This window comes from Micromonospora sp. NPDC003776 (assembly GCF_053605645.1).
On the sequence record NZ_JBSGJR010000123.1, the window covers coordinates 1 to 13,694 of the forward strand.

Sequence of the window (13,694 nt, forward strand, 5' to 3'; positions counted from 1 at the left end):
GCGGAGACCGGGGCGTCCGCCGTGCGGCCGGCGAGCCGCTGCATGACGTGGCCGAACCGGCGCAGGCCCCGCTGACCGGGGACCCCGTTCTCCACCGGGGTGCCCATCTCGTCCACCACGATGGCGGTGGCGCCGATGTCGAGGAAGGCCAGCGACTCGTGGCCGTGGTGCTCCAGGTAGCGGATCCGCCCCTGGAGCACGTCGCCGGGGGTGTCCGGGGCGACCGGGGTGAGCGCCTCGGCCCGCATCCCGACCACGATCCGCTCGCCGTGGTAGTGCGCCACGGCCCGGCTGCGGATGTCGTCCCAGGGCAGGTAGAGCGACTGCTCGCCGAGGTTCAGCGCCACGTACCGGTCGAGGTGGACGTAGACCGAAGCCTCCAGCAGGTTCATCCGGGGGCTGCCGAGGAACGCGGCGACGTAGAGGGTCGCCGGCCGCCCGTACACCTGGGTGGGGGTGCCCACGTCCTGGAGCACGCCCTTGCGCATGATGGCGACCCGGTCGGCCATGGTCAGCGCCTCGGCCTGGTCGTGCGTCACGTAGATGGTGGTGACGCCGAGTTCCCGGGTCAGTCCGGAGATCTCGGCGCGCAGCTCCGCGCGGAGACCGCTGTCCAGGTTGGAGAGCGGCTCGTCCATCAGGAACAGGCCGGGCCGGCGCACTATCGCCCGCCCCATGGCGACCCGCTGCCGCTGGCCGCCGGAGAGCTGGCTGGGCTTGCGGGCGAGCACGTCCCCGATGCCCAGCGCGCTGGCGACGTCCTGGATCCGCTCCCCGCGGGGCCCGGGCTCGATCCCGGACAGCCGCAACGGGAAGCCGATGTTGTCGCCGACGGTCATGTGCGGATACAGCGCGAAGTCCTGGAAGACCATGGCGATCTTCCGATCCCGGGGTGGCAGGTCGTTGGCCACCTCGCCGTCCAGCATGACGGCGCCGGAACTGGGGTCCTCCAGCCCGGCCACCATCCGGAGCACGGTGGACTTGCCGCAGCCCGACGGGCCCAGCAGCACCATGAACTCGCCGTCGTTGACATCCAGATTGATGGTGTCGACCGCGACTGTCCCGTCCTGGAACACCTTGGTGACATCCTTGAGCGCGACGGTGGCCACCGTCACCTCCCCAGCTCTCGGTCGAACCCGGGAATGACTGTGACCAGGATCATCGATTCCGCACATCGGGTAAACGTGCCATGTTCAGTCCGTGACAGAACCATTACGCGGATCGGTCGACTCCGATCCGTAAGGTAACCGGCGAGTAACCTCTGCTCAGGCCGGCTCGTCCAGGAAGACCCGGCGGACCACCCGCTCGGCGGCGTGCCCGTCATCGAGGGCGCAGAACCGCGCCCGGAACCGCTGCCGATGGTGCTCGGCCTCCGGCGAGCGCAACTCCCCCGACCGGAACAGCTCCAGCAGGGCCGGGAAGTCCAGCGCCACCGCGCCGGGCGGCTCGGCGATCAGGTCGAAGTAGACACCCCGCGCCACCCGGTACGCGTCCCAGTCCGGCGCGTACACGACGATCGGCCGGTCCAGGACCGCGTAGTCGAACATCGCCGACGAGTAGTCGGTGACCAGCACGTCCGCCGCGAGGTAGAGGTCCTCCACCCGGTCGTGGTCGCTGACGTCCAGCACCCCGCCCGCGGCCGGGCCCCGGGGGCGCCGGTCCCGGTCGTGGAAGTAGTGGCTGCGCATCAGCAGCCGCCCGGACGGGCCGAGCACGTCGCGCATCCGGTCCGGGTCGAACGGTGGCCGCCAGCCGGGCAGGTGCTCCCGGTGCGTGGGCGCGTAGAGCACCACGAACTCGTCGAGCCCGATGCCGAGTTCCTTGCGGACCTGCTGGCACTCGTCCGGGGTGGCCAGCGCCAGCCGGTCGTTGCGCGGGTAGCCCACCTCCAGGGTGGTGTACGCAGCCGGGTACGCCCGCTCCCACATCTGGGTGGAGAAGCTGTTCGCGGAGACGCTGAAGTCCCAGCGGTCCACCCGGCGCAGCAGCTTGGGGAAGTCCATCCCCATCGCGCCCATCGGGTACCGCTGCTGGTCCAGGCCCATCACCTTCACCGGGGTGCCGTGGTGGGTCTGCAGGTGCACCGAGCCGGGCCGCTTGCGGACGAAGTCCGGGAAGTTGACGTTGTTGACCAGCCAGCGCGCCCGGGCCAGCGCGCGGTAATAGTCCCGGGTGCCCGCGACCACGTACTCCACGCCGGGCGGGAGGGTGGCCACCCGGTCCCGCCGGACCACCCACACCCCGCGCACCTCGGGGGCGAGGCGGCGCGCGGCGGCGTAGATCGCGGCCGGGTTGCAGGCGAACCCCCGGTACCAGTACGCGGCGAAGACGGCGAGCGTCGGGTCCAGCGGCCGGTGCAGTTCGCCCCGGTAGTACTCGTGCAGCGCGGCGTCCCGGGCCCGGCGCGCGGTCCGCCGGGCCACCGGCAACACCCGCCGCTTCGTCTTGCGGGCGATCCGCCGGGTCGTCTCGGCCGCCTGGTTGGCGTCGCGCAGCGCGCTGAACGTGCGCCACCGCCCGGTGGCCACCAGGCGGTGCTTCAGGCCCTCCACGCCGGGCGGGACCGGGTAGCCGCCGGGCGGCAGGAAGCGCGTGTAGTCGGCGTGGATCTGGGCGAAGAACGCCGGCCGCAGCTCCGGGGCGATCCGCTCGCCGTTGCCGAGCACGGTCAGGTAGTGCCAGATCATCCGCTCGAAGAGGTCCGGACGCAGCGTCCCGGCCTCGCCGTCCCACCGGTCCAGCAGCCGGAACACCCGGTGCCACTGGGCGAACACCTCGAAGTGCCGGTCGCCCCGGGTGCGGGTGATCGCCCCGGTGCGCCGCTGCCGGTAGTTGAGGCAGACCCGGTCGAGCACGCCGATCCGCGACGCGGCCAGCAGCACCGGGTAGCTGAACGAGACGTCCTCGTACCAGCCGGGTTCGAAGCGCAGTCCCCGGTCGACCAGGAACTCCCGGCGGACCAGCCGGTTCCACGCGGTGTGCAGCAGCCGCAGGGTCTCCGGCCGGTCCAGCAGCCGGAGAGCCGTCTCGCCGGGCGGCTGCGGGAACACCTCCCGCATGGCGCTGCGGGTGCCGATGTTGTTCCAGTGCGCCCGGACGTGGTCGACGATCAGCACGTCCGGGCGGGTGGCGACGAGCCGGTCGGCCACGTGCGGGAGGCAGCCGGGGACCAGCCAGTCGTCGCCGTCGACGAACCAGACGTACTCGCCGACGGCGCGGTCCAGCCCGATGTTGCGGGCCGGGCCGAGCCCGACGTTCTCGGCGAGGCGGACCGGGCGTACCCGCGGGTCCCGCTCCGCGTACTCCAGCAGGATCTCGCCGCTGTCGTCCGGGGAGGCGTCGTCGATCCCGATCACCTCGAGGTCGTCGTACGGCTGGTCGAGGATGGAGTCGAGACACTCCCGCAGGTAGCCCTGCACCCGGTAGGCCGGTACGACGAAGCTGAGCAGAGTCATCCGGCCGGCCCTCCGTCAGCCCGGCGAGCGGACACCTCCGCCCGTCGGGACCGGCGTCCGTCGGGCGCGCGCCGGCAGGACCACCCAGGCGAGGACCACGCTCGCGACAAAAACCACGAGAAGGTACGCACCGAGTGTAGCCAGAGCGATACTCGCAATTCCGGCGATTGCCGCTAGACCGAGCAGCACCGACCGCCCCTCCCAGCCCAGCGAGGCGGCGTGCAGCGGCGGCGCCACCTGCCGCTTCTCCAGCCGGGCGATCAGGTCGTAGTGGTGCAGGGTCAGCACGAAGACGTACCCGAAGATCAGCCAGGGAGACACCTCGCCGGCCACCCCGACGGCGATCGCGAACAGGTACTCCCCGGCCCGCAGGGCGGCCGGGACCAGCCAGTCCAGCGGCCCGTCCGGCGTGGCCCGGACGCCCAGCGCGGCGAGCAGCCAGACCAGCAGCGCCACCCCCACCACCCAGCGGGGCGTGTCGCCGCCCCACCGCCAGGCCAGCAGGAGCAGCACCGCCGGCGCCAGCGCCGGCAGCACGGCCAGCCACAGCACGCCCACCCCGGGGCGGGCGGCGCGCAGCAGGACGCGTTCCAGACCCGACGGGCGGGCCGCCGCGAACCGCTGCACCACGGGCCCGTCGTCCCGGTGCAGGGTCACGTCGACGGTGGTCATCACCGGCACCTTCATCCACCAGGCGCGCAGCGTCCGCAACGCCCCGGTGTACGCGAACGCCAACGTCCCCCAGACCAGCACCGCGCAGAGCGCCACCAGCGGATTGAAGAGCGCGGCGGCCAGCGCGATCAACGCCCACCGCTCCCCGATCGGGAAGACCACCGTCCGCTTCAGCCAGTACGACACCGAGCCGGTGTCCGCCTGCACCTTCGTCGAGGCCGCGTTCAGCTTCCCGCCGATACCCTCGGCCTCCTCGGCGGCGGCGCGGGGCCGGCGGGCGGCCTCGTCGTGCAGCACCCCGTACCAGGCGTCGGTCATGTGCCGCACGGTCTGCAACGTCATCGCGGCGATCGCCAGCGCCCAGCCGTAGCGGAAGCCGGCGTGCGTGGCGCCGTAGCCGAGGCCGGCGTAGACGACGTACTCCTTGGCCCGGTCGGCCATGGTGTCCAGCCAGCCGCCCCAGGCGCTGAAGTGCCGGGTGTAGCGGGCCAGCTGCCCGTCCACGCAGTCCAGCACGAAGCCCAGATAGAGCAGGACACCGCCGGCGACCAGCGCGGCCCGGCCGCCGGCGCCGAAGAGCACGGCGGCGGCCACCGCGAAGGCCACCGAGATCATGGTCACCCCGGTCGGGCTCAGGCCGATCCGGGCGGCCGCCTTGGTCACGTACGGGGACCAGGTGCTGACGAAGAAGGTGGTGAAGAAGTCGTCCCGCTCCTTCACCGACAGGCGCAGCTCGGCCTTGTCCTCGTCGACCGCGGCCACCGCCGCCTCGGCCGCGCGCAGCTCCGCCTCCGTGCCGACCCGGTGCGCCACGAGCAGGCGTACCCGGTGGGCGAAGATCAGCGACCCGCGGGCCACGAGGCCGGCGAAGAGCTGGTCCAGCGCGGACGCCGGGTCGGCTCCGCCCGCGGCCGCCCGCTCGGCTGCGGCGGTCAGGAAGGGCAGGTCCGCCGGTCCGACCCGCAGCGCGCCACCGAAGACACCGGTCGCGCCCGCCGGGTCGTTCGCCGCGACTACCTGGCCGCGGTCCTCGCGGACCGTCGTCCGGCCGGGGGCCGGCGGGTCGGTCAGCACGAGGGCCACCGTCGGCCCCACCGGGCTGGTCGCCAGGTGCTTCAGCACCGCGGTGTGCGCCACCAGATCCGCGCCGCAGAGCAGCACCGGGCCGGTCGCGGCGGTCAGCAGTGCGGCCAGCTCGGCCAGGTCGTCGGCCACCCGCACCTCGGCGACGCCGGCCCGTCGCCACTGCCCGGCGAGCCGGTCGGCCAGGCGCTCGCCGGACCCGGTGGTCAGGCCCGCCGCCGGCCCGGCGGCGAGCACGATCGCGAGCGTCACCGCGGGGAAGCGCTGGCGTACGCCCGCAGCGCCTCGTCGATGGTCCCGTCGACGGTCAGCCGTCCGGCGTCGAGGTAGAGCCCCCGACGACAGAACCGGGTGAGGTCCTTTTCGTTGTGTGACACCAGCACCAGCGTGCGCCCTTCCGCGAGGAGTCGCTCGATGGTCGCATAGCACTTCGCGCGGAACTCCGCGTCCCCGACCGCGGTGACCTCGTCCATCAGCAGGATCGGGTGGGGCAGGTGGGCGATGATCGCGAAACCGAGCCGCACCTTCATGCCGGAGGAGTAGTGCCGGACCGAGGTGTCCACCGAGCGCTCGACCTGCTCCCCGGCGAATGAGACGATCTCGTCGAAGTGTTTCCGCAGGTACGACGTGGACAGCCCGTGCAGCCCGCCGACCAGGTACAGGTTCTCCCGCCCGGTCAGGTCGTTGGAGAAGCCGGCGGAGAGCTCCAGCAGCGGGGCCACCGCGCCGCGTACCCGGATCCGGCCCTCGTCGGGGATCAGCACCCCGGCGATCAGCCGCAGCAGGGTGCTCTTGCCGGTGCCGTTGCGCCCGACCACCCCCACGGTCTCGCCGGCCTCGATCCGGAACGACACGTCCCGCAGCGGCCAGAACTGGTCGGTGGCGGCGTTCCGCCGGCCCCGGTGGATCAGCAGCTCGCGCAGCCGGAGCTGGCGGCGCCGGTTGCGGACGAACCGGATGCCCAGCCCCTCGGCCTCGATGATCGCCGCCACTCAGAGTTCCTTGAGTACGGCGGGTTCGAGCCGGCGGAACGACCACCATCCGGCGGCCAGCACCAGCAGGCTGCCCAGCACGGTCACGGCGAGCAGCCGGGCGTCGGGGAACTCGTCCGGGTACCAGATCGCGTGGTGCAGCTGGAAGATGCCGACCAGCGGGTTCAGCTCGTACCCGACCTTGAGCCAGGTCGGCATGCCCGAGTCCCGGACCAGGGAGAGCGGATAGATGATCGGGGTGGCGTAGAAGAGCACCCGGATGATCAACCGCATGAAGCGCTCGATGTCCCGCATCAGCACGTTGCACGCCGACAGCAGCAGCGCGAGCCCGACCAGCAGGATGAACTGCACGGTCACCGCGAGCGGCAGGGCGAGCAGCGGCCACCACCCGGGGTGAATCCGCCCGTGCGCCAGATAGACCGCCGCGATGCCGAGCAGGATGGGTAGCCCGGCGAGGTACTCGGCGAACCGGCCGGTGACCCGGCCGATCGGGAAGACCTGGCGGGGCACGTTCATCGTGGTGATCAGCCGGGCCTGCCCGGTCAGCGCGTTGGTCGCCTCGGTCAGCGCCGAGCTGGCCCACATCCAGGCGAAGATCCCGGTGATCAGGAAGAGCGGGTACGACCCGGCCGCCTCGCCCAGGTGCCGGCGGGTCGCGCCGGAATAGAGCACGCCGAAGACGAACCAGTAGATCAGGCCCATGCCGAGGGGTTCGATCAGCGACCAGAAGTAGCCCAGCAGCGACTGCTGGTACTTCACCGCGAGGTCCCGCTTGACCAGGATGCGCAGCGAGTTGCGGGCCGACCAGAGTGCGCCGACTCCTGTCGTCACCGTCCCATCCTCGCCTTCGCCGTCCTCGGCCGACACGGGTACCCCCGGGGTCACCCCTTCGGGTTCAGCACTCGATGACGTTCACCGCGAGGCCACCCCGCGCGGTCTCCTTGTACTTCACCTTCATGTCCGCGCCGGTCTCCCGCATGGTCTTGATGACCTTGTCCAGCGAGACGGCGTGCACGCCGTCGCCGCGCAGCGCCAGCCGGGCGGCGGTGATCGCCTTGATGCTCGCCACCGCGTTCCGCTCGATGCACGGGATCTGCACCAGGCCACCGACCGGGTCACAGGTCAGCCCGAGGTTGTGCTCCATGCCGATCTCGGCCGCGTTCTCCACCTGCTCCGGCGTACCGCCGAGCGCCTCGGCCAGCCCGGCCGCCGCCATCGAGCACGCCGAGCCCACCTCACCCTGGCACCCGACCTCGGCCCCGGAGATCGAGGCGTTCTCCTTGAACAGCACGCCGATCGCGCCGGCCGCGAGCAGGAAGCGGACCACCCCATCCTCGGATGCGCCCGGCACGAACCGGGTGTAGTAGTGCAGCACGGCCGGGATGATCCCGGCGGCGCCGTTGGTCGGCGCGGTGACCACCCGGCCGCCGGCCGCGTTCTCCTCGTTCACCGCGAGCGCGAAGAGGGTGACCCAGTCCATGGCGCGCAGCGGGTCGCTCGCGTCGGCCTCCGCCTCCAGGCTCCGGCGCAGCTCAGCCGCGCGGCGGCGGACCTTCAGCCCGCCCGGCAGCACACCGTCGCGGGCACAGCCGTTGTCGACGCACTCCCGCATGACCCGCCAGATCTCCAGCAGCCCCGCCCGGACGTCCGCCTCGCTGCGCCAGGAGAGCTCGTTGGCGAGCATCACCTCGCTGATCGACAGCCCGGTCTCCCCGGTCACCGCGAGCAGTTCCGCGCCGGTGAGGAACGGGTGGCGCACCCGGGTGCTGTCCGGCTTGATCCGGTCCGCCCCGGCCGCCGCCTCGTCGACCACGAACCCGCCGCCGACGGAGTAGTAGGTGCGGGCCCGTACCTGCTGCCCGGTCCCGTCGAAGGCCGCGAAGGTCATCCCGTTCGGGTGGTACGGCAGCGAGCGCCGCCGGTGCAGCACCAGGTCCCGGTCCGGGTCGAAGTCGATCTCCTGGGTGCCGAGCAGGGCGAGCCGCCGCTCGGCCCGGATCCGCGCCACCCGGGGGCCCACCGAGTCGGTGTCGACCGTCTCCGGGGCCTCGCCCTCCAGCCCGAGCAGCACCGCCCGGTCGCTGCCGTGGCCGTGCCCGGTGGCGCCCAGCGAACCGAACAGCTCGGCCTGCACCCGCACCACGTCGGTGAGCAGCCCGTCCGCCTTCAGCCCGGCCACGAAGGTCCGGGCGGCCCGCATCGGCCCCACGGTGTGTGAACTCGACGGCCCGATGCCGACGCTGAAGAGGTCGAAGACACTGATCATGGCTGCACTTTCCTCGCCGTCGTACCCGTTGTGCGGATCCGGACCGGTGTGTGCCGTGCCCGGTCCGGGACGGCGGGTGGACCCCGGGGTACGGGGTCCGACCGGCGAGCCTACCCGCCCAGGTCAGTACCCGTCCCCACCCCGGCACACACCCGCACGCCCAGCCTCCCCCGGGCCCGTCTCCCCGCCGTCACGCCCCGCTTCTCCGGCCCGCACGGACCGCGACCCCGCACCAACCCGCCGGCCGCGCGGCCCGATGCCGGCGCGCGTCGGCCGGGACCCGGCGGGGTAAGCACCTACGGGTGCCCGGGTCGCCGATCCTCCTCGGGGCCGAGGGCGCGGCGCGCACCCGTTCCTAGCGTGGAATCCAGCGCGGCGGATCGCCGCAGAAGTGGGAGTACGACGATGAGTCGCAAACTGGTCCGGCCCCGCCAGGGGCGCATGCTCGCCGGCGTCTGCGCCGGTCTCGCCCAGCGGTTCGGCATGTCCGCCGGCATGGTCCGGCTGCTGTTCCTGCTGTCCCTGCTGCTGCCCGGCACCCAGGTGATCATCTATCTGATCCTCTGGATCCTGATGCCCGACGAGGACCGCGTCCGCTACTGACCCTCTCCGGAGCTCCAGCGGGCGCTGCTCGACCAGGCGCAGGGTCTGCAGGGACTGGCGTACCCGGCCGGTGAGCACGGCCGCTCCGACGCCCTTGCCGCAGACGTCGCCGAGGGCGAAGAGCGCGCCCGACCCGGTCGGGAAGACGTCGTAGAAGTCACCGCCGATGCGCAGGCTGTCTCCGGCCGCGCGGTAGCCGCCGGCCAGCGCCGTCCCGGCGATCGCCGGCAGCTCCGGCGGGAGCAGGCTCTGCTGCAGGACCCGGGCCAGGTGGGCCTGCTCGCCGTACAGCTCGGCGGCGGCCAGGGCCGCGCCCGCCCGGGCGGCGAACTCCCGGGCCAGCTCGATCTCGCGCTCGTCGAAGCCGGCCCGGTCGGCCCGGCGGACCAGCAGCAGCGCGCCGGCCGGGCAGCCGGCGCTGAGCATCGGGCTGATCAGCACGGTGCCCGGGCGGCCGAAGCCCTCGGGCAGCACCTCCCTCAGCTCGGCCAGCTCGGCGTCGAGCCAGGGGCTCGGCTCGGTGACGTCGCCCTCCAGCGCCTCGGTCAGCCCCGGTACGGACTCCACCAGGCCCCAGCCGCCGACGCCGGTGGCCGGGCCGGGGTCGCCCTCGGCGTACCGGATCCAGTGCGGCAGGTCCTCGGCCGGGGGCGCCGGGCGGTGCACGACCACCGCGACGTCGGCCAGGTAGGGCACCGGCAGCGTGGCGGCGGCCCGCAGCGACTGGTCCCGGTGCAGGGAGAGGCCGAGCCGGCTGCCCGCCTGGGCCAGGAAGGCGGTCCGGGAGCGCTCGGCCAGCAGGGCGTCGGTGCGCGCCTGCTCCTCGGTGACGTCCCGCACGTACCAGGCGCAGCGGCCGCCGGCCAGGCCCCGCCGTACGCCGCGCAGCCGCCGGCCGTGGTGCTCGGCGTCGAAGGCGTCGGCGCCGCCGTCGACCGCCCGGGCGAGCGCGGGGACCGGGCAGTGGGCCAGGTCGGTGCCGGGGGAGAGTTCGGGGAGGAGTTCGGCGGCCATCGCGTTGACCAGGGTCACCACCCCGGTCTGGTCGGTGGTCACCACCGCCTCCGCGAGCCCGTCGAGAAGTTCGCGGGCGAGTCGCGAGTCGGCCGGCAGCGCGGTGCCGGTGGTCCGCCGTACCCGCGGTCGGGAGGCCTGGCCACCGCCGCTGACCGGCCCGGCGAGACCGCCCCGTCGGGCCGTCGTCACCGCCGGCCGCCGGGCACCCCGGTCAGCTGACCTGTGCGCATGCTGTCGGTGGTCTCCTCGGTCGCCGGATACGTGCCTTCGGGCAAGCGTACCGAGCGGGGAAGGCGGTCGCCCATCGAGGAACGGCGGGTCAGCCGGTCCGGGTCAGCCAGCCGACCGGCCGGTCCACGATCCGGCGGACCACCGAGGCGGCTGCGCCGACCGCCGCGGACCGTGCCCCGAGCGCCGCCGCACGGACCGTGACCGGGGACCAAGCGGCGGTCAGCACCCGCCGGGAGACCTCGGCGGCCACGGGCGGGGAGAGCCAGGGGGCGAGCGGGGCGTATCCGCCGCCCAGCACCACGGTGTCCAGATCCAGCAGGTTCACCACGCCCGCCACGGCCACCCCGAGGGCGCTGCCGGCGTCGGTGAGGGCGGCCAGGGTGGCCGGGTCGCCGGCCGCGGCGAGGTCGGCCAGCCGGGTCGCGGCGGTGTCCGCGGGCAGGTCGGCGCCGGCCAGTCCGGCCGCGGCCAGGATCGCCTCCTGGCCGGCGTACCGCTCCAGGCAGCCCTGTCCGCCGCAGCGGCACGGCCGGCCCCGCGGGTCGACCGGGATGTGACCCAGCTCGCCGCTCCAACCGCGGGCCCCCCGGTAGAGCACCCCGTCGAGGACGATGCCGGCGCCGATCCCGATCTCGCCCGAGACGTGCAGGAAACTGGCCGACCCGGGCGGCCCGGCGTGCAGCTCGCCGAGCGCGGCCAGGTTGGCCTCGTTGTCGACCACCAGCGCCGGCAGCCCGGGCACCGGTTCGGCGAGCGGGCGCCCGCCGAGCAGCCGGGGCACGTCCACGTCCCGCCAGCCCAGGTTGGGCGCCAGCCGGACCAGGCCGCCGACGGAGACCAGGCCGGGCACCGCGAGCGCCGCGCCGGCCAGGGTGAGGCCGTCGCGTACGGCCGCGGCACGGGCCTCGGCGGCGAGCGCGGCGAGCCGGTCCAGGGTGTCGGCGGGGGAGACCGGGCGCAGGTCGGCGCGGCGTACCAGGTGGTGACGGACCGCGCCGGTCAGGTCGACCACGCACGCGGCCAGGTAGTCGACGTTGACCTCCAACCCGAGCCCGGCGGGGCCGTCGGCCGCCAGCACCAGGCCCCGGGCCGGCCGTCCGGCCCCGGTACGGGGTGCCGGCTCCGCCTCGGTCACCAGCCGGCCCGCCATCAGGTCGTCGACCACGGCGGAGACGGTGGCCCGGGTCAGGCCGGTGGCCGCGGCGAGGTCGGCCCGGGAGGGCGGTCGGTCGGCGGCGGCGATGCGCCGGAGGACCACCGCCAGGTTGAGCTCGCGGAGGCTGCCCTGCCGGACCGCCCCGGTGCTGGTGCTGGTCACCCCTTGACACTGCCACATCCGCGCCATTTAATTCAACCACTGAACAAATTGTGGACGACACCACGACCATCACCCGGAGGTCTGCCATGGCACCTCGCCCCACCCCCGCCGACAAGTTCTCCTTCGGTCTCTGGACCGTGGGCTGGACGGCCCGTGACCCGTTCGGCGACGCCACCCGGCCCGAGCTGGACCCGGTGGAGGCGGTGAACCGGCTCGCCGAGCTCGGCGCGTACGGGATCACCTTCCACGACGACGACCTGGTCCCCTTCGGCTCCGACGCCGCCGCCCGGGACCAGCACATCGCCCGGTTCCGCAAGGCCCTCGACGAGACCGGCCTGGTCGTGCCGATGGTCACCACCAACCTCTTCACCCACCCGGTCTTCAAGGACGGCGGCTTCACCAGCAACGACCGGGACGTCCGCCGGTACGCGCTGCGCAAGGTGCTGCGCAACGTCGACCTGGCCGCCGAGCTGGGCGCCCGCACCTTCGTGATGTGGGGCGGCCGGGAGGGCGCCGAGTACGACCTGGCCAAGGACGTCCGCTCGGCGCTGGACCGCTACCGCGAGGCGGTCGACCTGCTCTGCCAGTACGTCCTCGACCGCGGCTACGACCTGCGCTTCGCCCTCGAGCCCAAGCCGAACGAGCCCCGGGGCGACATCCTGCTTCCCACCGTCGGGCACGCGCTCGGCTTCATCTCGACCCTGGCCCACCCCGAGCTGGTCGGCCTGAACCCGGAGGTCGGGCACGAGCAGATGGCCGGGCTGAACTTCGCGCACGGCATCGCCCAGGCGCTCTGGCAGGGCAAGCTGTTCCACATCGACCTCAACGGGCAGCGCGGCATCAAGTACGACCAGGACCTGGTCTTCGGCCACGGCGACCTGCTCAACGCGTTCGCCCTGGTCGACCTGCTGGAGAACGGCGGTCCGAACGGCGGTCCGGCGTACGACGGGCCACGGCACTTCGACTACAAGCCCTCCCGGACCGAGGACATGACCGGGGTGTGGGCGTCGGCCGAGGCGAACATGCGCACCTACCTCCTGCTCAAGGAGCGGGCCGCGGCGTTCCGGGCCGACCCGGAGGTGGCCGAGGCCCTCGCCGCCAGCAAGGTCACCGACCTGGCCACGCCGACGCTGAACCCCGGCGAGGGCTACGCCGAGCTGCTGGCCGACCGCACCGCGTTCGAGGAGTTCGACCCGGCGGCGGCCGGGGCGAAGGGCTTCGGCTTCGTCCGGCTCAACCAGCTCGCCGTCGAGCACCTGCTCGGCGCGCGCTGAGGCGGGCCCGACATGCCGCTCGTCGCGGGCATCGACTCGTCCACCCAGTCCTGCAAGGTGGTCGTCCGGGACGCGGAGACCGGCGCGCTGCTCCGGCAGGGCCGCGCGCCGCACCCGGAGGGCACCGAGGTCGACCCGCACGCCTGGTGGGAGGCGCTGCGGGCGGCCGTCGCGGCGGCCGGCGGGCTGGCCGACGTGGCCGCGGTCTCGGTCGCCGGCCAGCAGCACGGCATGGTCTGCCTGGACGCCGCCGGAGACGTCGTCCGCCCCGCCCTGCTGTGGAACGACACCCGCTCCGCGGACGCCGCCCGTGACCTGATCGCTGAGGCCGGCGAGGGCGAGGTCGGCCGCCGGTTCTGGGCCGACGCGACGGGCGCCGTGCCGGTGGCCAGCTTCACCGCCACCAAGCTGCGCTGGCTGGCCCGACACGAGCCGGCGAACGCCGAGCGGGTGGCCGCGGTGTGCCTGCCGCACGACTGGTTGACGTGGCGGCTCGCCGGGGCCCCCGGCCTGGACGCGCTGCGCACCGACCGGGGCGACGCCAGTGGCACCGGTTACTGGTCGCCGCGGACCGGTGAATACCGGCTGGACCTGCTGGAACAGGCCTTCGGGCGGCGGCCGCGGGTGCCGGTCGTGCTTGGCCCGGCCGAGGTGGCCGGGCAGCTCGACCCGGCGGTGCTCGGCGCCGGGCCGGGTGCCGCCGGTCCGGCCGGTGGCGCAGGATCCGGCGCCGGCCGCCGGGTCCTCCTCGGGCCCGGCACCGGGGACAACGCTGCCGCAGCG

10 protein-coding genes are annotated in these 13,694 nt (G+C 73.8%); 3 read left to right on the plus strand and 7 right to left on the minus strand.

Features of this window, described 5'->3' with window-relative positions; translation table 11 throughout:
* From ACWEVO_RS13265 to ACWEVO_RS13290, 6 genes are all read right to left on the minus strand, one after another.
* A partial coding sequence (locus ACWEVO_RS13265) for an ABC transporter ATP-binding protein (protein WP_452307790.1) occupies window positions 1–1,109 on the minus strand: 1,109 nt, incomplete at its 3' end.
* Between the two features lie 156 nt (window positions 1,110–1,265).
* Window positions 1,266–3,455, minus strand: a complete 2,190-nt coding sequence (locus tag ACWEVO_RS13270) for a bifunctional glycosyltransferase/CDP-glycerol:glycerophosphate glycerophosphotransferase (protein WP_452307791.1) — start codon at window positions 3,453–3,455, stop codon at window positions 1,266–1,268.
* 15 nt (window positions 3,456–3,470) lie between these two features.
* Window positions 3,471–5,462 carry a DUF5941 domain-containing protein gene (locus ACWEVO_RS13275; RefSeq protein WP_452307792.1) on the minus strand — a complete coding sequence of 664 codons (1,992 nt, stop codon included), beginning with the start codon at window positions 5,460–5,462 and terminating at the stop codon, window positions 3,471–3,473.
* On the minus strand, window positions 5,459–6,202 hold the full coding sequence (locus ACWEVO_RS13280; protein ID WP_452307793.1) for an ABC transporter ATP-binding protein: 744 nt from the start codon (window positions 6,200–6,202) through the stop codon (window positions 5,459–5,461). Before ACWEVO_RS13280 ends, ACWEVO_RS13275 begins: the two co-directional genes overlap by 4 nt.
* A complete protein-coding gene (locus ACWEVO_RS13285; protein ID WP_452307794.1) occupies window positions 6,203–7,033 on the minus strand; it encodes an ABC transporter permease in 831 nt (276 codons plus the stop codon).
* A gap of 64 nt (window positions 7,034–7,097) precedes the next feature.
* Window positions 7,098–8,468: an L-serine ammonia-lyase gene (locus tag ACWEVO_RS13290; RefSeq protein WP_452307795.1), complete on the minus strand. Its 1,371-nt coding sequence runs from the start codon at window positions 8,466–8,468 to the stop codon at window positions 7,098–7,100.
* A gap of 405 nt (window positions 8,469–8,873) precedes the next feature.
* Here ACWEVO_RS13290 and ACWEVO_RS13295 point away from each other — a divergent pair, with 405 nt between their 5' ends.
* Window positions 8,874–9,071, plus strand: coding sequence for a PspC domain-containing protein (locus ACWEVO_RS13295; RefSeq protein WP_452307799.1), 198 nt, complete (start codon window positions 8,874–8,876; stop codon window positions 9,069–9,071).
* Window positions 9,072–10,407: 1,336 nt separating this feature from the next.
* On the opposite strand, the gene ACWEVO_RS13300 is transcribed toward ACWEVO_RS13295, so the two are convergent.
* Window positions 10,408–11,664 carry an ROK family protein gene (locus ACWEVO_RS13300; RefSeq protein ID WP_452307796.1) on the minus strand — a complete coding sequence of 419 codons (1,257 nt, stop codon included), beginning with the start codon at window positions 11,662–11,664 and terminating at the stop codon, window positions 10,408–10,410.
* A gap of 59 nt (window positions 11,665–11,723) precedes the next feature.
* Between ACWEVO_RS13300 and xylA the strand changes: the two genes are divergently transcribed.
* On the plus strand, window positions 11,724–12,911 hold the full coding sequence (gene xylA, locus ACWEVO_RS13305; RefSeq protein WP_452307797.1) for a xylose isomerase: 1,188 nt from the start codon (window positions 11,724–11,726) through the stop codon (window positions 12,909–12,911).
* Window positions 12,912–12,923: 12 nt separating this feature from the next.
* The coding region (locus ACWEVO_RS13310; RefSeq protein WP_452307798.1) for an FGGY family carbohydrate kinase at window positions 12,924–13,694 on the plus strand (771 nt) is incomplete at its 3' end.